Below are 20,295 nucleotides of genomic sequence, written 5' to 3'. Positions count from 1 at the left end.
CAGGAGAGGTCCGCTACGTCAGCGACGGACCCCGGCTGCGGGACTGCCGCGGAACGGGGTCGATGCTGGGCACGTCGGGCCTCATCCGGGGGGCTTGCGCGGCGGGCGCGGCCAAGTGATTGCGTAGGCCTTGGGAGGTGGACTGGGCGGGTCCGTCGAGCCCGAGGGATGCCTGCTCGGCCTGCTTCTTGGCTTCGGCCTTGGCCTGGGCCTTCGCGAGGTTCTCGGCACGCTTCTCCGCTTCCTTTCGGCGGATCAGCTCCACGTCTTCCGAGGGCACGTCGGGGTCGAGGGTGTCCCGGATCAGGCGCTCTCCGATCCTCTCCTGACCCGGAGGAATCTCGACATTCTTGTACCGCTCGTTCTGCAACAGGTTCGCAGCGTTCCTATAGGACTCCTTGAGGTCGTCGTCGCCCTGACTAAGATTCTCCAGCTCCTTACCTCGGGACAATTCATACAACTCATGGTTCTCCATCTTGGCTTTGAAGCTGTCCGGAGTGTGGAACTGGAGCTCGAACTTCTCCTCGGACTGCGTGTGCTGCCAGGAGGTATTGACCCCCTTGTAAACCGGGTCTTCCCAGGTGTTCTTCTCCGATATCGGCTCGTAACCCGCCTCACGGAGTCGCTCATAAGTGCGATCCACGCCTTCCGTGTACGCACCGGGCTCGAACGTCAGCGTGTAGCGATTCAGGTCGTGGATGGACTGCGCGGTCTTCTCGACCGGAAACCCTTTATCCTCCGCCGCTGAGGCGGCCTTCCGGCGGAACGAGTCCACGTCCTTGAGCGAGTACTCCAGACCCTCGAGCTTGCTGCCGTGCGACTGGGCCGTCTCCTGCTGGATGCCCTTCATCATGGCGTCCATGCCTTCACGCGCCGCTTCGGCACGCTTCCACCGCTCGGTGATAACACGGTTCTGCTCAGGGGTGAGACTGTAATCCTCGCCCTCCCACGCCCCCGTGGTCTCGCTCACAGCTCCGTGACCCCCGTGACTCCGAACAGCTCCTGCAGCAGGGCCTCTGCGTCATCCGCGGTCAGCTCGACCAGATAAGGCGGGTTGGACGTCCGGAGGTCACGGGATTCCTCAATCGCCTGCGTGGGCCCCCAAAAGCCCTTAGACCCCCGGTACGACTCGTCCAGTCCCCGCTCCGGGCTGCGGCGACGCCGGACAACCGTCGTGGGAGACTCACCCTCCCTGAAGTCCTGTTCATCCACATACAGCGCCCAGTAACGCACCAAAACCTGCCGGTCGGACTCAAGCTGCGCCGCACGTTCCACCGTGACCGGGAAAAGGACCTGAGCCTGAGGCACACGCTTGCTCACTGTTTCCTGGACGCTGTGCCACGTCCAGTCGAACAGCGAAAGGTATTCCCAATCATCTCCCACTCGCCGCCAGAGGCTGGACGGACGGTCCTCCGTGTAGGGCGGGGCCGCCTTCACGAAGTATTCGTACTGCTCACTCATCAATTGCTTCCCTTCGCAGGAATCTCGCCGTACCGCTGATGCTGGATGATTTTCGCGGCGTCCTCGTGGCTCTCGGCCATCGGATCCGTCTCCGCACCCAGCGGGAGGAGGTGGTTTCCGCGGTACAGATCGTAGAGAAGGTGATTCTCCGCCTTCACCCGATAACTGTCGGGCGTGTGAAACGCGATTTCGAATCGCGCCGTGCCGTCCGGGTGCTGCCACACCGCGCGGAAGCCCTTGTACACCGGGTCCTCCCAGGTGTTCTGTTCCGAGCCGGGGACGATGGCGTAGCCGCGTTCGTGGAGGAGGGCGTACGTGTGGCGGACGCCTTCGGTGTAGGTGTTCGGGGCGAAGGTCAGGGTGTAGCGGTTCAGGTCGCGGACCGTGCGGAGGATCGCCTCCAGCGGGACGTGCTCCTCCGCCTGCAAGGCGACCTTGCGGCGGAAGGCCTTGAGGCCCATCAGGCGGTGCTGTTTGCCTTCCAGCTTCGCGCCGTGGGTGTCGCGCAGCGCCTCCTCGACGGCCTCCACAGCCGCGTCCAGATCCTTGTGGGCCGCCCGGGCCGCCTCCCAGCGGTCCGTGACCGCCTGGTTCTGGTCCGCGGTCAGTTCTGCGCGGCGGCCGGGGGCCGTCGAGTCGTCCTTCCAGGCCGCTACGGGCTTCTTCGCCGTCACAGTTCCGTCGCCCCCTTCGCGCCGTGGAGTTCGCCGAGCAGTCGTTCCGCTTCCGCCGCGTCGATCTCCACCAGGTGCGGCGGGTTCGACGGGCGGGCGTCGAAGAAGTCGTAGACGGCCTGGGTCGGGCCCCACTCGTGCCAGGTCTTGAACGCCTCGTCGTAGATGCGCTCGGGGCTGCGGCGCCGGCGGACGACCGACACCGGCTGTTCGCCCGCGCGCCATTCCTGCTCGTCCACGTACCGGGCCCAGTAGCGGACCCAGCCCTGCCGGTCCGCCTGCAGTTCCTCGGCCCGGTCGGCCGTCACCTCGTGCAAGGCCGTGCGCGGGGGCGGCGTCCGGACGTCCGTGTCGTCCGCCCGGTGCCACTGCCAGTCCAGGAGCGACAGGAACTCCCAGTCCTCGTCCCGCCCGGCCGCGCAGCGCCACAGGCTCGACGGCCGGTCCGCCGGGTAGCCGTCCGGGGACGTCTTCACGAAGTAGTCGTACTTGGCGTGTTCCAGGCGGCGCCGCTCGGCCTCCGCCTCGGCCATGCGCTGCTGGAGCGCCGCCGTGTCCGTCGGGCGGCCCGGGCGGTCGGGCGAGTGGTCGTCCTCGCACTCGCTGAACATGTAGTGCTGACGGATGCGCTCGATCGTCGGCCACAGCCACATCTGGTGCCAGTACGCGAGGTCGCTGCCCTCGCGCGACGGGTCGGCGTCGGCCTCCGTGGCCGCGCGCCAGGACGCGTGCAGGGCGGCCAGTTCCTCGGTGACGCCGCCGTGCAGGGGCCAGCACGGCCAGATGCGCAGGTGGAGCTGCGGCGCGTAGTGCTTGCCCAGCCAGTCCAGCCAGTCCGCGAGCTTGCGCCACTCCTCCTCCGTGGCGCGGAGCGACCACGGCTGGTGGGCGTCGGCCGCGCCAGTGCCGGCGGGCGCCGCGGTCGCCGCCTCCACCGCGTGCAGCCGGTCGATGACCTCTGCCACGACCTCCGTGACCTCGGCCTGGTTCGCCTTCGTCCCCGACGCGAAGTTCTTGACCGCCGTCTCGAACTGGGTGCGCCACTCCCGTAGGGCTTCCAGTTCCTCCCGGAGAGACTTCAGTTCTTCCTGAAGCTGTACTTCCTGCAGCTGTTCTTCCACGGCTTTCCCTCCCCCTACGCGCCCGGGATCTCCACCGGCGGCGGGCCTATGCGCGACGCCCGCGTCGCGTTCTCGGCCGCCTTCAGCGCGGCCCCGTCCCGCCGCTGGTCCCACGGCAGCAGGTCGGCGATGACGCCGGGCGCGCCGCGGAACAGCAGGAGCGCCCGGCCGTGCGGCAGCTGGCGGATCTCCTCGGGGCGGAGGATGCGGCGTTCGCGCTGGACCTCGTTGGTGCCGTAGCCGAAGAGGCGCTGGCTGTCGCGGGACGTCGAGATCTCCACGAGCTCGGCCTCGCCGACGAGTTCGGAGAAGCGGCGCAGCGCCTCGACGTCCTTCAGGCCGCCCATGACGAGCGTCGCGGCCGCGTTGTCGAGCAGCGTGTCGGCCTCGTGCTGGCCCCACCGGAGCACGGCCTGGGCGAGGGACTGCAGCGCGTAGACGATGTGGATGCCGTAGCCGCGCGCGTCGGAGGCCAGCGACGGCAGCTTCGGCAGCGGGGCGACGTTCGCGACCTCGTCGAGGACGAGGCGCAGGAACGGGTCCAACCGGCCGGACGGCAGGCGCGGGGCGCGCCGCTTCGCCGCGTCGACGACCTCGCCGAGCAGCATCGTCGTCAGCGGCGAGACGTTCGTCGACGCGTTGGAGTCACTGATGAGGACGAGGGTGTCGCGGGAGGCGACGAACGCGTCCGGGCTGAAGGTGGGCACGCCCTCCTGCGGGGTGACGCAGCGCAGCACCTTGCGCAGCGCGAGGGGCTCGATCTGGGCGGCGAGGGTCTGCCGGGTCGAGGCGACGGTCTCGTCGGCGCCGGTCGACACGGACCGCAGCAGGACGTCCCAGCCGGGCTCGGCGTTGGGGTGGTCGGTGAGGATGGCCCGCGGTTCGCTGGCCTTCTCCAGGTTGGTGGCCCAGCGCATGACGTGCTCGATGGTCTTGCCTTCGAGCGCGGCGGCGTGGAGGAGCCGGGTCAGTGCGGACGACGCCGTCTGCTGGAAGAAGCTGCCGTTGCTGGAGGAGCTGTCGTCCGCGCCCATGCCGACGGAGAACGACAGGGCGCGCGACGTCGCGGTCTCGCCCTCCTGGCAGCCGGCCACCGGGTCCCACACCATCTTGTGCGGCCAGCCGACCGTGTCGAGCGGGTCGAAGACCCACACCCGGCCGAGGCGCGAGCGCGGTTCGGCGATGACGTCGAGGACGTCGGCGCGGGTGGAGGTGACGACGAGCGGCCCGGGCGCGTCGAGGCAGGCGGGGATGACGACGTTGCGGGACTTGCCGCCGCCGGACGGGGCGATGACCGCGACCGAGTCCTCCGGCGTGGCCACCAGCGGCTGTCCGCTGCCGACCTGTGTGCCGAGCATCCAGCCGACCTCGCGGAGCTCCGCGCGCGCGGCGGCCTTGGCGTCGTAGTGGCCGTCCTTGTCGGTGAACGACGTCGCGCGCGTCATCTTGGCGGCGGCGCGGGCGCGCTTCTCGCCGAGCATGTCGCGGGCTTCGGTCGCGGAGGCGAGGCCCTCGCCGCCCGCGCCGCGCGTACGGCGGTGCCGGGCGCGTACGGCCAGCACGACCAGCACGATCGGGCCGAGCAGGATGCCCAGCCAGACGGCCACGGTGACGGGGGCGGACGCCGGCTCGATGCCGTCGCCGAGGCCGGCGAGGGGCTTGTGCTTCACGAGGGCGCCGACCGTGGCCAGGACGTTGCCGAGGGCCATGTGGTCGGCCGTGGCCCACACCGCCAGGTGCCAGCTGACGACGACGGCGATGAGTACGCCTGCGCCCTTGGCCAGGGCGACCTCGCCCTTGGGTCCGCCGCTCTCGTGCTTGCGTCCCACTTCGCGCGCGCCTGCCACGCCGTGGACCCCCGTCCCTTGCTTGATGTGATCTCTTCAGATCGCTGCGACGGTAACACCTCTGTGCGACAGGCCGGGCGTTCGAGGCGGGGGGTGGGGACGGGTGCAGCAAAGGTGTTACGCGGCGGCCGCGCGGGCCGCGCGCCAGGCCGGGCTGTCCACGTAGTGGTTGTCGAACCGCTCCGACGACTCCTTGATCTCCTCGACGCTCGCCTCGCCCCGCGCCACACGGTCCAGCAGGCGGTAGTAGTCGAAGCGGGCCATGCCCGGCGTGAAGACGACCAGGGCGTCGGCCGAGTGACCGGCCGCGGGGGCGAACGCGTGCGGCGTGCCCGGCGGTACGGCGAGGAAGTCGTTCTTGTGCAGGGTGAGGACGTCCTCCCCGACCAGCACCTCCAGCGCGCCGTCGAGGACCAGGAAGAACTCCGTGGCACGGGTGTGGAAGTGGGCCGGGGCACCTGCCGTGCCCTCGGCGAGCGTGGCGCGGTTGGTCGTGAACGCGCCGCCGGTGGCGTCCGAATCCGCGAGCAGGGTGATCAGGGAGCCGGGGGCGTCGCTGAGGACGGTGGCCTCGGCGGAGCGGACGAGGAGGGGCGCGGCGGGGGCGGCGGGCGGCTGCGTGCTGTTCATGCCGATCAACCTAGTGCGTTCAGTGTCCGGTCCCATGGTCCATTTTCCGGCCGGGATCATGGGCCACTCGGAAGCCGCTCGTGGGCCACTCGGGAGCCGTACGTGGGCCGTTCGTGGGCCGTTCGTGAGCCACTCAAGGGCTGCGCGGTGGCCGTCCGGCCGGGTTCGGCGCACGGGGTCTTCTTCGTTTCCTATTCGCTCACCTGACGGATTGAGAAAACCCCGCTTCACCTGCCATCCGGTTTTGCTGAAAATTGTTCACGGACGTGCCATGAACTCCCGCGTATGGAGGTTTACAGATGGAAGGAAAAGTCGCTCTCGTCACCGGGGCGGCAGGCGGAATAGGGGAATCGGTCGTCCGGACGCTCGCCGAAAGGGGTGTCACCGTCGCAGCGGTCGACAAGGACGAGACCCGGCTGCGGGCCTCCGTCGAGAAATTCACCGCGGACGGGCTGCCCGTGGCGGCGTTCCCCGGGGACGTCACCTCCAGCCCGGAGGTGGAGTCCTTCGTCGACGCGGTCGAGCGGGCGCTCGGGCCGCTGGACTACCTGGTCAACGCGGCCGGCGTGCTACGGCTCTCCGAAGCGCGCCGGCTGACGGACGAGGACTGGAAGTTCACCTTCGCCGTCAACACCAGCGGGGTCTTCTTCGTCTCCCGCGCGGTCGTCAACCGCATGGTGCCGCGGGGCAGTGGAGCCGTGGTGACGGTCGCCTCCAACGCCGCCGGCACGGCGCGCGTGGAGATGGCGGCCTATTCGGCGTCGAAGGCGGCCGCCACGATGTTCACCAAGTGCCTGGGGCTGGAGGTCGCCAAATACGGGATCCGGTGCAATCTGGTGGCGCCGGGGTCCACGGAGACGCCGATGCTCAGCGATATGTGGAAGGACGAGGCCGCGGCGCGGAAGGCGTCGATCGAAGGGGTTGCGAGTTCGTTCCGCGTCGGCATTCCGCTACGGAAACTGGCCCGTCCGGAGAATGTCGCCCAGGCGGTGGTGTTCCTCCTCTCGGACGCGGCGTCCCACATCACGATGCATGACCTGACGGTGGACGGGGGTGCGGCGCTGGGTGTCTGACAGCACGTCTGCGCTTCGAGCGCCGTTGCGGGGCAGTTCCTGCCGCGACGGCGCTCGTTGCCGCGCGGGCGGCTGCGCCGTGGCGGCAACGGTTCGGTGCGGGGCAAGCCTCCTTCAACGGTCAGCCCGTGAGCCGTCCGCTCGGCATTGCCGTTGCCGCGCAACAAACCCCCGCCGCGGCGGCGCGCCACCACGACGGCGAAGACCGGCGGTGCCGTACGCCGCCCAGGCCGGTTCGGCACCGCCGGACCCCGCCGCGGTGGCTGATCACCGCCGCGGCGGAAAGAAGGGGGCACGCCCCCTTCAGCCCTCGTCCGCCGGACCGTTGCCGCGCAACAAGCACCCGCCGCAACGGCGCGCCACCACGACGCAGGAGACCGGCAGTGCCGTACGCCGCCCAGGCCGGTTCGGCACCGCCGAATGCCGCCGCGGTGGCTGATCGCCGCCGCGGCGGAAAGAAGGGGGCGTGCCCCCTTCGTCCCTGGTCCGCCGCAACGGCGCGCCACCCCTACGGCGAAGACCGGCGGTGCCCCACGAGCCGAAGCCCGTTCGGCACCGCCGGACGCCACCGCCGTGGCTCATCGCCGTCGCGGCGGAGAGAGGGGCGCGCGCTCCCCGTTCGCCACCGCCACCGTGACCGGCGGACGAGCCTCCGAGGCACCCGGCACGGGAGTCCGCGCCCCGTGCCGCCGCCCCCGCAGGGCCACCGCCGAGCCCACCGCGCTCGCCGCGAAGGCCGCTGCCGCGAGCAGCAGAGCGAAGGCGTAGCCGCCGGACGTCGCGGAGGCGACCCCCTCTCCGCCGTCCCGCAAACCGCTCGCATGGGCCGTAGCGAGGGAGACGAGGATGGCCAGGCCGACCGTCGGGCCGACCTCCATCGCCGTGTTGACGACGCCACCGGCGAGCCCGGCCCGTGAGTCCTCGACGTCCTCCAGGGCGACGACCGTCGACCCGGAGAACACGCACGCGATCCCGACGGGGAAGACGATCAGGCCGGCGAGCATGGCTCCCGCGTACGGGCTGGCAGCACCCAGCTGCCCGATCAGGACGAGCCCGCCGGCCGCGACCACCAGCCCGCCCACCATGACCGCCCGCCCGCCGAACCGCCCGATCAGCCGCCCGGCCAGCATGCCCGTGACGACCTGGGCCGCGCTGAACGGCAGGAACGCCGCCGACGTGAGCAGCGGGGACGCGTCCCGCACCTCCTGGAAGTACAGGGACAGCAGGAAGAAGATCGTGGACATTCCGGCGGAGCCGATGAAGACGGCCCACAGCGCCGTAGCCCGGTGCCGACGCACCAGGAACCCGAGCGGCACCAGCGGGTCGGCCACCTTCAGCTCGACCACCGCGAACGCGGCCAGCAGCAGCACGCCCGCCACGACCGGCCCCCACACGACGCCCGCGCCCCAGGGCCGCTCGCCCGCCTGCACGAGCCCGTAACTCATGACGGTCAGCCCGGCGGTGACCAGCACCGCGCCGGGCACGTCGAGCTTCACCCGCACCGGTGCGGGCCCCGCCGGCAGCAGCCGCCGCGCGGCGACCACCGCGGCCAGCGACACCACCACCGGCACCACGAACGCCCATCGCCACGACACCCACGTCGAGACCGTGCCGGAGAGCAGCATCCCCGCCGTCGCCCCGAACCCGGCCAGCCCGCCCCAGACCGCGAGCGCCCGCGCGTGCCGTGCGTCGTCGGGGTAGAGGGAGCGGACGAGGGACATCGCCGCGGGCGCCGCGAGCGCCGCCCCGACGCCCTGCACGAAGCGGCCCCCGAGCAGGAACGCGAAGCCGGGCCCGAGCCCCGCCGCGGCCGACGCGAGGCCGAAGACCGCGGCCCCGGCCACCAGCGCCCGGCGCCGCCCGAGCAGGTCCGCGAGCCGCCCGCCGAGCATCAGCAGGCCGCTGAACGACAGCCCGTACGCCGCGCTGACCAGCGTCAGCTGCGCCCCGGACAGCCCGAGGTCGCTCTGGATCGCCGGCAGCGCCGGCGACAGCATCGTGATGGCCAGGATCAGGACGACCTGCACGGCGCCCAGCAGGGCGAAACCGCGTCCGGTGCGTGCGACCGCGGTCACGGCCGCGTCCCCCGGAGCCGGTGCGAAACCGGATGACATCTATGCCTACTCTCCTCAGGTCCGGCCCGGAAGCCGTACCGACTGCCCGTGCCGGAACACGTCCCTCGGGTCCCACCGCGCCTTCGCCGCCTGCAGCCTGCGGTAGTTCCCCTTGAAATACAGCTCGTGCCACGGCACCCCGGACCCGTTCCAGCGCGCCTCGTTCAGGTCCGCGTCCGCGTAGTTGACGAAGCACCCGTCCGTCACGTCCCCCGGCCTCGGCACGCCCCCGGACGCCGCGTAGACGTCCTGGTAGAACTCGCGGATCCAGGAGAGGTGGCGCGCGTCGTCGGCCGCGTCCTGCCAGAAGGTCACGTAGTGCAGCTTCATCACGGAGTCCCGCTGCGGCACGGCGGTGTCCCCCGCGGACACCGCGTTGATCCGCCCCCCGTACGCGCTGATCATCACCAGCGACATCGGCCCGGCGAAGTCGTCCCGGGTCAGGTGCCGGTGGAAGGCCTTGAGCTGGTCCTCCGGAAAGCCCTTCCGCATGTACGCGGACTTGGCCTTGAACCGCATCGTGGTGTCGGGCGCGGTGAAGCCCGGCCAGGACGTGGTCGCGTGCAGCCAGGGGATGGTGCGCCGGTCGTCCACGCGGTGGGCGATCCCCGCGCCCCGGCCGACCTCGGCCAGGAAGGCGTCCATCAGCCCGGCCGCGTCCGGCACCGACGCGTCGATCTGCGTCGTCATGGAGAACGACCCGGCCGACCGGTGCGCCGGCTTCAGCTGGCTGAACAGGCTCGCGTACGGGGATCCGGGCGCGCTGTTGCGCTCGCACCACCGCCCGTAGTTCCGCAGGATCGTGCAGAACGCCGCCTCGGTCATGCCCTCCCACGGCCACGAGACCGTGGAGACCAGCAGTTCGGAGGGCGGCTGCGGCAGCAGCCCCGCCGGATCGGTCCCGCCCGCGCCCGGCGCGCGCATCCAGTACCGCGTCACGACCCCGAGCGATCCGCCGCCCGCGCCCGTGTGCGCCCACAGCAGCTCGCGCAGCGGGTCGTTCTCCTCCCGCGTGGCGACCACCTTCCTCGCGGTGCCGTTCGCGTCGACGACGACGGCCTCGACCCCGTACAGGTGGTCCACGACGAGCCCGTGCAGCCGTGACAGCGCGCCGTAGCCGCCGCCCACGATGTGCCCGCCTGCGCCCACCGTGGGGCACGTGCCGCCGGGCACGGTGACGCCCCAGCCCTTGTACAGGGCGCGGTAGGCGTCCCCCAGCCGGGCGCCGGGCTCGATGAAGAAGGCGCGCCGGGCGGGGTCGTAGCCGACCCTGTCCAAGAAGCTGGTGTCGATGACGAGGCGTACGTCGTCCGAGGTCACGAAGTCCTCGTAGCAGTGGCCTCCGCTGCGCACGGCCGGCTTGCGGCCGGTGTCGACCGCCTCCTGGACGGCCGCGACGACCTGGTCGGCCGAACCCACCAGGCGTACGGCGTCGGGCGTGCCGGTCCAGCGGCGGTTGGCGCCCCGGGAGAGGTCGGCGTAGCGCCGGTCGGAGGGGCGGACGGTGAGCGGCCCGAAGGCGCCCGGTGCACCCTCGCCCGCACCAGTACCCGTACCTGTACCCGTACCCGTGCCCCCGTCGGCGGCCGCGCGCCCCACCGGGCCCGCCAGCGCCGTCCCCGCGCCCACGGCCGCCGCCCCCGCGACGACCTGCCGCCGCGAGTACCGCCGCCGCGCCCCGCCGTCACTCATCTCCGGCATCTCCGGCATCTCCGAGCCCCTGCAGCGCGTGCTGCCGCAGCACCGTCGTCATGGCGTCGAGGGTCGCGGCGAAGTCGGCGTCCAGCTCGTGGAGGTACGCGTTCTCGCGGAGCACGGCCGACGAGGGCGCCTCGGTGAGGCTGATGCTGAGGGTGAGCGTGAGGTTGCCCTGTTCGTCCTCGCCCATCTGGTTGGTGATCACGGCGATGTCGGAGGAGTCCGCGTGCCGGAAGGTGATGCGCCCGGCCGCCTCGTCCGGCGTGACGCGCTGGACGAGCAGCAGCGAACCGCGCCGGGCCTCGCGCAGGAACCCGTCCTCGTAGCGCTCCAGGATCCGGCACTCGGTGATCGCCGGCACGTATCCGACGGGATTCTCCGCCTTGTGCAGCAGGACGCGCCACAGCCGTTCGCGCGTCGTGCACGGCGCGTCGGCGGCGTCATCGACCTTACGGGTCCACGAAAGCGTGATCATGCGTTCTCCTGCGGGCAGCGGCGGAATGGCAGGAACCGGGAGCCGGAAACCGGTCAGCACTTGCACATGCACTTGCAGTCGAAGTCTTCGCCGCATTTCCCGCCCCGGTCGAAGCTCTTCCCGCTACTTCGTCAGATGGCAGCGCCTATGGAGGCACCTGACGAAGTCAAAGGCATATGCGCCCACCCCGCCCCGATTCCCCTGATGCTGAGGGAAGTTGACTCGGCCGCGGTGCCGCGACGGAAACAGGGGAGACGCGATGTCCAAGCGATTCGCAGGCAAGGTTGTCCTGGTCACCGGGGGCGGAGAAGGGATCGGCCGCGCCGCCGCCTTCGCCTTCGCACGCGAGGGGGCCGAGGTCGTGGTCGCCGGCCGGCACCCGGAAATGCTGCACGACACCGTTGAGGAGATCAAGGCGCTGGGCGGCAACGCCAGTTGCGGAATTGCCGACGTGACCCGGCACGGCGAGGACGGCGGGGCGTCCGACGCCGAGGCCATCGTGGCCGCCGTCGTCGAGCGGCACGGCCGCATCGACGTCGCTTTCAACAATGTCACCGAACTCGGCCCCAACCAGCCCGTGGCGGAGATCTGCGAAAGCGTGTGGGGCGAGACCCTGGCCGCGAACCTGACCGGGGTCTGGCTGTCCATGAAGCACGAGATCGCCCACATGGAACGCAATGGCGGCGGCGTGATCGTGAACACCGCCAGCAACATCGGCAGCCAGGGCATGCTGCCGGGGCTCGGTGCGTACGCCGCGTCGAAGGCGGCGGTGAGCACGCTCACCCAGACCGCCGCGCGCGAGTACATCGGCAAGGGCATCCGCATCAACGCCATCAGCCCGTGCCCGCTGGGCCGCGGCGCGAAGGTCGAGGAGATCGCCGACACCGTGCTGTGGCTGGCCTCCGACGAGGCGTCCTACGTCGTCGGCCACGACCTTGTCCTGGACCGCAAGACCGCGGTCTGACCCCGCCGAAAGCCCCTCCGAAGGCCCCCTCCACCCCCCCTCCGAAAGCCCCCTGCGTCACGAAGCCCCCGCGTCACCGAGAGGACTGCGAGAGACGACATGGCCAACATCCTTATTGCCGGCGGCGGGATCGGCGGCCTCGCGGCCGCCCTGTCCGTCGCCCGGCAGGGTCACCGGGCGACCGTGCTGGAGCGCAGCGACGTCTTCGGCGAGGTCGGGGCCGGCATCCAGCTCGGTCCGAACGCCTTCCATGCCCTCGACAGCCTCGGCGTGGGTGCCGCGGTCCGCGCGCGGGCCGTGCTGATCGACGAACTGCAGTTCATGGACGGCACGACGGGCGAGCGGATCGCCCGCATGCCGCTGACCGGCGCCTACCGGGAGCGCTTCGGCAATCCGTACGCCGTCGTGCACCGCGGTGACCTCTACCAGTCGCTGCTCGACGCCTGCCGCGACCACCCCGCCGTCACCCTCCTCGGCGGTCACTACGTGGTGCGCTACGAGCAGCAGGCCGCGCGTGCGGACGGCGGCCCCGGCGGGGTCACCGCCGTCACGTGCACCGGCCGCGCCTTCCGCGGCGACGTCCTGGTCGGCGCGGACGGCATCCGCTCGGCCGTGCGCCGCCAGCTCGTCGGCGACGGCGACCCGCGCGTGTCCGGGCACACCATCTACCGCTCGGTGATCCCCATGGACCAGGTGCCGGAGGAGCTGCGCTGGAACAGCGTGACGCTGTGGGCGGGCCCCAAATGGCACTTCGTGCACTACCCCATAGCGGGCGGCAAGTGCCTGAACCTGGCGGCGACCCGCGACGACGCGGCCGCCGAGGCGGTGGCGGGGCTGCCGGTGCCCGCCGAGGCGGTCGTCGCCGAGTTCCCGGAGCTGGGGCACGCCGCGCGGCGGCTGCTGGAGCTCGGCAAGGGCTGGCGGGCGTGGGTGCTGTGCGACCGCGACCCGGTGGCGGGCTGGACGGACGGCCGGGTGACGCTCCTGGGCGACGCCGCGCACCCGATGCTGCAGTACGCGGCGCAGGGCGCCTGCATGGCGCTGGAGGACGCGGTGCTGCTGGGCGAGCTGCTGCGGGGCGCGGAGCCGGGCGAGCCGGCCCTGGAGCGGCGGCTGGAGAAGTACAACGCGGCGCGCGGCGAGCGCACGGCGCGGACGCAGCTGGTGGCGCGGGAGATGGGCAGGCAGCTGTACCACCCGGTGGGGGAGGCGGCCCGGGCCCGCAACCGGATGCTGTGTTCCCTGACGGCGGACGAGCTGTACGACAAGGTGGCGTGGCTCCACGCGGGGGCGAGCTGACCGCCGGCACCTGCACGGCACCGCCGGCACCCGCACGGACGCCCCCGGGGGAAACCGGGGGCGTCCGTGCGTGGGATCCGCGGGGAACCGCCGTCAGTGGCCGTGCCCGTGGTGCCAGTCGTCGTGGTCGTCGTGGTCGCCGTGGCCGCCGCGGTGGTCGTCATCACGATCGTGGTCACGGTCGTGGTGACCGAAGCCGCCGTGGTGGTGATGGTGGTGGCCGTGGTGCTCGTCGCGGTCGTTCCAGGACCCGTTGCCCGAGATGATCGGGATCTCGTCCAGGATGTGCGACAGCGGGTCGTCGCCGTCGCTGATCGTGGAGTTCTCCGTGCAGGACTGCTGCTGCTGCGAGGAGAGGATCGGGATGTCCTGGAGGCCCACGTTGAGCGCGCTGATCAGGGACTGGGCGCCGAGCTTTCCGATGCCGATGCACGGCTTGTTCAGCGAGCCGTTGATCAGACCCATCTGCGGGCTCATGTAGCCGCCCGTCCAGGTGTTTCCGTACATCTGGCCCGCACCGTTGGCGTTCGCAACGTCCTGGCCGTCCCCCACGGCCATCGCGGGGGTCGCCGACACGCCGGCCGCGGAAGCCACGAGTGCGGTCGTGGCCACTACTTTCTTGATCACGCTTGGTTCCTCGTTCTGGCTCGACGATTACGGGATCTCTGAGCTCACTGCCTAACTCGGGAATTTGCCGGAGGTTATTACCGGCTACGGCCCTTCACTCATTCGGCCCAGGCGCCGGAAGACGCCCGGAAGAATGGGAAAACCCCCTGCCGCGGGGCCCGCACACCCGCCGCAGGGGGAATTCCGTCCGACTACCGCGAGACTCAGTGCCCGCCGAAGCCCGGGTGGCCGCCGAAGCCGTGGTGGCCGTGGCCGCCCTCGGTCTTGTTGCCGGACCCGTTGCCCGAGATGATCGGGATCTCCGAGAGGATGTGCGACAGCGGGTCGTCCCCGTCGCTGATCGTGGAGTTGTCGGTGCACTGCTGCTGCTGCTGGGACGTGAGGATCGGCACGTCCTGGATGCCGATGTTGATGAGGAGCGCCAGCACGGACTGCAGGCCGAGCTTGCCGATGCCCAGACACGGCTTGTTCAGCGTGCCCTGGATCAGGCTCATCTGCGGGCTTTCCTTGCCGCCGGTGTGCGTGTTGCCGTAACCGGTGTGCGCGGCGTTGCCGTTCGCGACGTCCTGATCGTTTCCGATGGCCATCGCCGGGCCGGCCATGGTGCCGACCGCAGACGCCGCGAGGGCGGTAGTGGCAATTACCTTGTTGAGCACGTCCTAAGCCTTTCGATCGTGTGGCGCCCCCACTGGGAAAGCGTTCTGAATAACTCCGCCCCTATTCGGAGGTTCCGGGCTTTCACTCATTCGAGCCAGTGGAGCGGCAGCACGTAGGACAGGCCGACAAACATAAATGGGGAGGGGCGGCGATATGAATATCAGCGACCGGAAGAGGTTAAAGAAGTTAAAGAGGTTTCCGCGGGGCGCGTCCGTCAGGGCGTCAGGGCGTCAGGGCGTCAAGACATCAGGGCGTCGTCGCGCCGGCGGACCGGGCGGCCGCCTGCGCCATCGCCTCGTACAGGACGCCCTCGGCCTGCACCCCCAGCAGGACGGGGCCGTCGGCGATCCGGAAGACGGGGGCGCCCGTGACGCCGTGGTGCCGCAGCCGGTGCAACTCGCCGCGGAGCTCCTCCGCTTCGGGTGATGTACGCGCCAGCACGCCCGGTCCGTACGGCGTGAGGTCCACCCCGCACTCCTCCGCCACGTCCCGCAGCACGTCCTCGGCGGCGATGTGCTCGCCCTCGGTGAAGTGCGCCCGGAACAGCCGCTCGACGACGGCCTCGGCGCGGCCCTGTCCGGCGGCGAGGGCGACGAGCAGGTGGGGGCGGAAGGTGCCGGTGGCGACGGCCAGGTCGTAGCGGAGTTCGAGTCCGTCGCGAGCGGCCTGCCAGGTGAACAGCTCGGTCTGCGTCGCGGCGTACGGGCCGAGCGCCCGTTCCAGGACGGGCATCAGGAGCTGGGGGCTGTCGGAGGCGGCGGGGGCGATCTCGTACGGGCGGAAGGTGATCGTGACCGCGGTGCCGCGGGCGCGGAGGCGGTTCGCGGCGCGGACGAGGCGGGTGTACCCGATGTAGGAGTGGACGCAGATGACGTCCAGCACCATGTCCGCCCTGACCATCCGGATCCCCCCTCCGTAGCGCCGGCCACCGACATACTTGCCGGTCGGCTGGTCGGCCAGGACGGAAGGTAGGACATGGCTTGGGGGGCGTCAAGGAGGTATGTCAAGGAATGAGTGGCGATGCACGCCTCGTGAGGTGACGGGTTTACGGCCGTTCCGCGCCCCATGTCGGCTGCCACTATGGCCACTTGGCCACCACGCGACCATTCTGACCACGACAATGTATGTATTGCGTGTCGGTGATGTCGCGGTCGGCCGCTGTGAGCCCGCCGGAGGCCCTTTCTGCGGCATGATCTCCACTCTCCCTGGCATGTGCGGCGGCGGCCCGGCACGTCCACTTGCTTGCAGGCACGGCCAGTTGGGACAGACGGGAAGGCGGACTGCCAGCTGACCGGGCGTCAGGCAGGTTGCCCGGGGGGCAACAGGTTCACGACAACGGCAGGAGAGACCCATGGGCAGCACCCCTCAGGCGCGCAGGAGCGACACGCGGGAGCGCATCCAGAAAACGGCCCTGGACCTCTTCGTCTCACGTGGTTACGAGAAGACGTCGCTACGGGAGATCGCCGAGGAGCTCGGCGTCACGAAGGCGGCGCTGTACTACCACTTCAAGACGAAGGAGGACATCCTCAGCGCGATCTCCAGGGACCTGGGGAGGCCGGTCGACGAACTCATCGCCTGGGCGGAGGAACAACCGCCCACGATGGAGACGAAGCGGGAACTGCTGCGGCGGTACAGCGCCGCGCTCGCCTCGGCCATGCCGATCTACCACATCCTGCAGGAGAACCAGGCGACCCTGCGGGACCTGGCCGTCGGCCGGGAACTCAGCGACCGGGTGACCGCGATCTCGCGGCTCATGCACGCGGGTGACCTGGAGTTCGACTGTCGCATGCGGGTCGCCAGCGCGGTGCTCACCGTGCACTTCGGGGCGTTCGCGCCGTGCGGGGCGGCGGTCGGCACGGTGGAGCAGCGGCGCGCGGCCCTCCTGGACGTGGCCCTGGCCACGCTCTCCGGCGCCCCGGCCCCGACGATGTCCCCGGACCCCGCCTGAGACTCACTCCGGCGGTGCCGGGCCCTTGCCGGGCATGGCTTCACGCCCGGGCACCGGGCCGCACGGCACCGCCGGATGCCGGCGTCGCGGCGGATCACCGCTGCGGCGGGGGAACGGCGACCGGCGCCGCCGGAACGGCACCATCCCCCACCGGCCCGGCCGAACACCCCCGCCGCCACGGCGAGCAACCCCCACCCACACCACCGGCGGTGCCGAACCGGCCCCAGGTCGTACGGCGTCACAGGCCGCCCGCCCGGGCCACCCGCCGCCCCCCAACCCCCAACCCCCGCCGGAGGCGCTACGCGCTCACCGGCTCCAGCGTGGCCAGCGCCAGCGCCCGCGCGCCGCGGCCCGGGGCCATGTCCAGGCGGGCGAGGACGGCGGGGACGGCGATGGACGGCATGAGGTGCTCGTAGAGGACGATCGCGCGGCGTTCGAGGTCGGCGCGGTCGGAGACCGACTGCGACAGCGCGTTGATCCCCCCGAACGCCCCCACGATCAGCTCGGCGACCTCCGCGGGGACGACGTCCGGTAAGACTTCCCCGCGCTCCTTGCCCTCCGCCAGCAGCCGCGTGTGGAGCTCGATCCACCCGGTGAACGGCCCGCTCCGGTGGAGGAGCGCCGCGGAGCCGTGCTCCATGGTCAGCCGCACGCTTCCCCGCAGCACGGGGTCGACGAGCAACTGGTGGGCGAAGACCATGCCGAGGTCGACGAGCCGCTGCATCCGGCACCCGCCGGGCAGGTCCAGGAGCGCGGACGTCGCTTCGGCCTGGGCGTCGATGACGGCGAGTGCGAGGTCCTCTTTCGAGGGGAAGTGGAAGTAGAGCGCGCCCTTGGTGACCTCGGCCCGGGCGAGGATCTCGTTGATCGTGGCGGCGTCGTAGCCCCGTTCGTCGAACACCACCGCGGCCGCCTCCAGGATGGTCTGTCGAGTCCTGATCGCACGGTCCTGCTTGGCCACGGCACGCCTCCGAATCGATGGGCCCCGCTCACCGCCTCCGCGCGGTGGAGGGCTGGGCATCCAGCGGCCGCAGCCGGTACCGGGCGCGCCCGCGGCGTCGAGCGTATGCAGCACAACCGCGTCAAGGGAGGAGAGCGAACCAGCCAACGTGTATCTATGGGATATCTATGGGAGCGATGAGTCTCACCGGAACCGCGTTCTTCGCCGCGCTGGCCGCGGCGACGGCGGGCGCCGTCCTGGCCACCCTCCTCCTCTGGTCGAGGGTTCCGGGCCCGGCCCCCGCCCGCTGGCTCGCGCGCGTGCTGCTGATCGGGCTGTGCCAGGTGACCGCCATCTGTGTGGTCGCGGCGTGGATCAACACGAGTTACGGGCTGTACGCCTCGTGGGACGACCTGCTGGGCCGGGCCGGCGGCAGCGGGCCGGTGGCGATGCCGGGGCCGCCGCCCGACCGCGCCCGCTTCCTGCGCGGGGACGCGGGGATGCAGCAGACGTACGTACGGGGCCCCCGTTCGGCCCTGTCCGGTCAGGTGATGGTGTGGACGCCGCCGCAGTACGACGAGCCGCGCTTCCGCCGCACGCCGTTCCCCGTGGTGATCCTGCTGCACGGCATCCCCGGTTCGCCCCAGTCGTGGCTGGACCAGGGCCACATGCCGGCGGACTTCGCGAAGCTGCTGCGCGCGGGGACGACGCACCCGTTCATCCTGGCCGTGCCGGTGATCAACCCCGGCGGGCTGGACACGGACTGCGCCGACATCCCCGGCCACAAGATCGCCACCTGGCTCTCCACGGACGTCCCGGAGGTGATCCGGCAGCACTTCCGTACGGGGAAGGGCCCCCGCTCGTGGGGGCTGCTGGGCATCTCGACCGGCGGCTACTGCGCGGCGAAGCTGCCCCTGCAGTACCCGCGGGTGTTCGGCGCGGGCGCGGCCCTCGACCCGGACCCGCTCAACGGCGAGCAGGGCGCCCTCACCGATCCGGTCCTGCGGGAGCACAACAGCCCGACGTGGCTGGTGGCCCACGCGAAGCCGGCGGCGGACGGGGCGGGCGGCGTCGGGCTGTTCCTGGCCACGTCGCGGCAGGACCGCTCCAGCCCGCCGTCCCTCATCGAACAGTTCGAGCAGGCCGCGTCCGGCAGCGGCGTCCGGCTGCGGACGATGCTCGCGCCGGCGGGCGGCCACAACTACCACACGTGGATCTCGATGTATCCGGCCGCGTTCGCGTGGCTGAGCGAGGAGCTGACGGGCCCGGGTGGCCGGCCTCCGGCCGTGCCGCCGCCGGGCGGCCGGTCCCCGGGCGACCAGCCCGCGGACGCCGAGGCTCCCCGCGGCGAAGGCGAGGGCGCCGACGCCCCGGCCGAAGCCCCTCCCCGGCAGCCCGACGAATAGCGACCCCCGTAGAGACCAACAGCAATGGATGGAGCAGGCGACCGCCCGTCCTAATTGTTGACGTCCTGCGGGAATGTCATCTGCTTGCCCATCCACTCCAGCGTCGGCGCGATCTCCCGCCGCCACGTCGTGAAGTTGTGGCTCCCCGACGGAAGAATGATCTTCGCCGCCGTCATCGGCTCCTTGACGGCCTTGAGGAATTTCTCCGTCTCCTTGAAGTTCTTCTCGCCTTCCTTGCTGCTGGTGACGAGGACCGAGACGCGCGGCGCGGGCAGATTCTGCAGCCGCCAGATCAGATCGTGCTCGCGCTTGTTCTTCTCGCCCTCCTCGCCGTCACCGAAGAGGTTTCCCGTGGTCAGATCATTCTTGATCTTGTAGTCGGCGGAGAGGGCGCCCGCCACGGGAAACGTGCCCGGCTGCCGCATCGCGAGTTCGAGCGCGCACGTGCCGCCCGAGGAGTACCCCATGACGCCCCAGGCGCTGGCCTCGTGGCCGACGCGGTAGGCGCTCTTGAGCGCCTCGGGCAGGTCCTTGGTGAAGTACGTCTCCGACTGCGGCCCCCCGGGGACGTCCACGCACTCGGTGTCGCGCGGCGGGGCTATCGTCGGCCGCACCATCACGATCACGGTCGGCTGCATCTTGCGCTCGACGATGAGGTCGCTCGCCGTCTTCGGCACCTTCAGGAAGTGGGAGAGGTTGGTGATCCCGCCGGGGTAGCCGCTGATGGCGATGACGACCGGGAAGCGCTGGCGCTTGTACTGCTCCTGGTAGTACTGCGGCGGAAGGTAGACGAACGCCGGCTCCATCACCCCGGCCCGGCGGGCGACCAGCCGCACCGACTCAAGAGTGCCGACCTTGTCCTTCGGCCCCTGCGGGATGTCGGACTTGTCGAGGCCTTCCGTGCCCGTGTTCCGTACGAGCCCGCCCTTGCCCGCGTCGACCGGCGTGGTGCTCGCCCCGCCGTTCTCGGTGACCTGGGTGACCTCGCCCGGCGACCGGTCGTACTTGCCGATCAGCTCGCCCCACGAGCCGTAGAAACTGTTCGCGGAATTCACCGCGAGCAGCACCGAGGACATGATCGTCAGCTGGGTGACGACGATCGCGCCGAGCCGGCCGAGCAGGGGCAGCACGCCGCGCCCGGAAAGCCGCGGCCAGAGCCAGAGGGTGAGACCGACACACACCACGGCGACGAAGATCACCGTGTACAAGAGCGACCTGCTGGTCAGGCCCATGCGCCCCTCAACTCCCTGCCCCCGTGGTGGGTACTCATGTTCGGTAAAGCGATACTCACCGATGAAGAGGCCGGAATGGGCGGACAGGGTTGCCCTGGACCGATTTCTTACCCTGCTCTTGGCCTGCGC

19 protein-coding genes are annotated in these 20,295 nt (G+C 70.9%); 5 read left to right on the top strand and 14 right to left on the bottom strand.

Features of this window, described 5'->3' with window-relative positions:
* Positions 1-13: 13 nt before the first annotated feature.
* The 6 genes from B7P34_RS10800 to B7P34_RS10775 all read right to left on the bottom strand — a co-directional run bounded on the left by B7P34_RS10800 (position 14) and on the right by B7P34_RS10775 (position 5,733).
* Positions 14-970: a hypothetical protein gene (locus B7P34_RS10800; RefSeq protein ID WP_106675626.1), complete on the bottom strand. Its 957-nt coding sequence runs from the start codon at positions 968-970 to the stop codon at positions 14-16.
* Positions 967-1,461 carry a hypothetical protein gene (locus B7P34_RS10795; RefSeq protein ID WP_106675625.1) on the bottom strand — a complete coding sequence of 165 codons (495 nt, stop codon included), beginning with the start codon at positions 1,459-1,461 and terminating at the stop codon, positions 967-969. The genes B7P34_RS10800 and B7P34_RS10795 overlap by 4 nt, the downstream gene beginning before the upstream one ends.
* Positions 1,461-2,135 carry a hypothetical protein gene (locus B7P34_RS10790; protein ID WP_106675624.1) on the bottom strand — a complete coding sequence of 225 codons (675 nt, stop codon included), beginning with the start codon at positions 2,133-2,135 and terminating at the stop codon, positions 1,461-1,463. The genes B7P34_RS10795 and B7P34_RS10790 overlap by 1 nt, the downstream gene beginning before the upstream one ends.
* Entirely contained in the window at positions 2,132-3,256 is a 1,125-nt protein-coding gene (locus B7P34_RS38435) for a hypothetical protein (protein WP_223267722.1), read from the bottom strand. The genes B7P34_RS10790 and B7P34_RS38435 overlap by 4 nt, the downstream gene beginning before the upstream one ends.
* Positions 3,257-3,270: 14 nt before the next feature.
* Complete coding sequence (locus B7P34_RS10780; protein WP_106675623.1) at positions 3,271-5,085, bottom strand: type IV secretory system conjugative DNA transfer family protein; 1,815 nt, start codon at positions 5,083-5,085, stop codon at positions 3,271-3,273.
* Between the two features lie 135 nt (positions 5,086-5,220).
* Entirely contained in the window at positions 5,221-5,733 is a 513-nt protein-coding gene (locus B7P34_RS10775; protein ID WP_106675644.1) for a cupin domain-containing protein, read from the bottom strand.
* Positions 5,734-6,032: 299 nt separating this feature from the next.
* Between B7P34_RS10775 and B7P34_RS10770 the strand changes: the two genes are divergently transcribed.
* Positions 6,033-6,806 (top strand): 2,3-dihydro-2,3-dihydroxybenzoate dehydrogenase, encoded by a 774-nt coding sequence (locus tag B7P34_RS10770; RefSeq protein WP_106675622.1) that lies wholly within the window; start codon positions 6,033-6,035, stop codon positions 6,804-6,806.
* A 578-nt stretch (positions 6,807-7,384) separates the two neighbouring features.
* Here the strand turns inward: B7P34_RS10770 and B7P34_RS10765 are convergent.
* From B7P34_RS10765 to B7P34_RS10755, 3 genes are read right to left on the bottom strand one after another with little or no spacing between them, the layout of a single operon-like run.
* Positions 7,385-8,881 carry an MFS transporter gene (locus tag B7P34_RS10765; RefSeq protein WP_223267721.1) on the bottom strand — a complete coding sequence of 499 codons (1,497 nt, stop codon included), beginning with the start codon at positions 8,879-8,881 and terminating at the stop codon, positions 7,385-7,387.
* Between the two features lie 54 nt (positions 8,882-8,935).
* Positions 8,936-10,621 carry an FAD-binding oxidoreductase gene (locus B7P34_RS10760; protein ID WP_106675643.1) on the bottom strand — a complete coding sequence of 562 codons (1,686 nt, stop codon included), beginning with the start codon at positions 10,619-10,621 and terminating at the stop codon, positions 8,936-8,938.
* The gene (locus tag B7P34_RS10755) at positions 10,605-11,093 is read right to left on the bottom strand and encodes an AtaL-like protein (protein ID WP_189382668.1); all 489 of its coding nucleotides are present in this window, start codon (positions 11,091-11,093) and stop codon (positions 10,605-10,607) included. Before B7P34_RS10755 ends, B7P34_RS10760 begins: the two co-directional genes overlap by 17 nt.
* Positions 11,094-11,352: 259 nt before the next feature.
* On the opposite strand from B7P34_RS10755, the gene B7P34_RS10750 reads away from it, so the two are divergent.
* Complete coding sequence (locus B7P34_RS10750; protein WP_106675620.1) at positions 11,353-12,057, top strand: SDR family NAD(P)-dependent oxidoreductase; 705 nt, start codon at positions 11,353-11,355, stop codon at positions 12,055-12,057.
* Positions 12,058-12,156: 99 nt separating this feature from the next.
* Positions 12,157-13,356 carry a 3-hydroxybenzoate 6-monooxygenase gene (locus B7P34_RS10745; RefSeq protein WP_106675619.1) on the top strand — a complete coding sequence of 400 codons (1,200 nt, stop codon included), beginning with the start codon at positions 12,157-12,159 and terminating at the stop codon, positions 13,354-13,356.
* 93 nt (positions 13,357-13,449) lie between these two features.
* On the opposite strand, the gene B7P34_RS10740 is transcribed toward B7P34_RS10745, so the two are convergent.
* The 3 genes from B7P34_RS10740 to B7P34_RS10730 form a co-directional block, all read right to left on the bottom strand.
* Entirely contained in the window at positions 13,450-13,983 is a 534-nt protein-coding gene (locus B7P34_RS10740) for a rodlin (RefSeq protein WP_223267720.1), read from the bottom strand.
* Positions 13,984-14,186: 203 nt separating this feature from the next.
* Complete coding sequence (locus B7P34_RS10735; RefSeq protein WP_223267719.1) at positions 14,187-14,639, bottom strand: rodlin; 453 nt, start codon at positions 14,637-14,639, stop codon at positions 14,187-14,189.
* 247 nt (positions 14,640-14,886) lie between these two features.
* Positions 14,887-15,540 (bottom strand): DsbA family oxidoreductase, encoded by a 654-nt coding sequence (locus tag B7P34_RS10730; protein WP_106675618.1) that lies wholly within the window; start codon positions 15,538-15,540, stop codon positions 14,887-14,889.
* A gap of 451 nt (positions 15,541-15,991) precedes the next feature.
* Here B7P34_RS10730 and B7P34_RS39340 point away from each other — a divergent pair, with 451 nt between their 5' ends.
* The gene (locus B7P34_RS39340) at positions 15,992-16,588 is read left to right on the top strand and encodes a TetR/AcrR family transcriptional regulator (RefSeq protein ID WP_106675617.1); all 597 of its coding nucleotides are present in this window, start codon (positions 15,992-15,994) and stop codon (positions 16,586-16,588) included.
* A 298-nt stretch (positions 16,589-16,886) separates the two neighbouring features.
* On the opposite strand, the gene B7P34_RS39335 is transcribed toward B7P34_RS39340, so the two are convergent.
* Positions 16,887-17,549, bottom strand: a complete 663-nt coding sequence (locus B7P34_RS39335; protein ID WP_106675616.1) for a ScbR family autoregulator-binding transcription factor — start codon at positions 17,547-17,549, stop codon at positions 16,887-16,889.
* A 176-nt stretch (positions 17,550-17,725) separates the two neighbouring features.
* Between B7P34_RS39335 and B7P34_RS10715 the strand changes: the two genes are divergently transcribed.
* Entirely contained in the window at positions 17,726-18,934 is a 1,209-nt protein-coding gene (locus B7P34_RS10715) for an alpha/beta hydrolase (RefSeq protein WP_106675641.1), read from the top strand.
* Between the two features lie 50 nt (positions 18,935-18,984).
* Here B7P34_RS10715 and B7P34_RS10710 read toward each other — a convergent pair whose 3' ends face one another.
* Positions 18,985-20,166, bottom strand: a complete 1,182-nt coding sequence (locus tag B7P34_RS10710) for an alpha/beta hydrolase (protein ID WP_106675615.1) — start codon at positions 20,164-20,166, stop codon at positions 18,985-18,987.
* Positions 20,167-20,295 lie beyond the last annotated feature (129 nt).

It is taken from the genome of Streptosporangium nondiastaticum, from assembly GCF_003011965.1.
GTDB classification, from domain to species: domain Bacteria; phylum Actinomycetota; class Actinomycetes; order Streptomycetales; family Streptomycetaceae; genus Streptomyces; species Streptomyces nondiastaticus.
The sequence above is the reverse complement of the archived record's forward strand: the minus strand, read 5'-3'. Positions and strand labels throughout refer to the sequence as shown.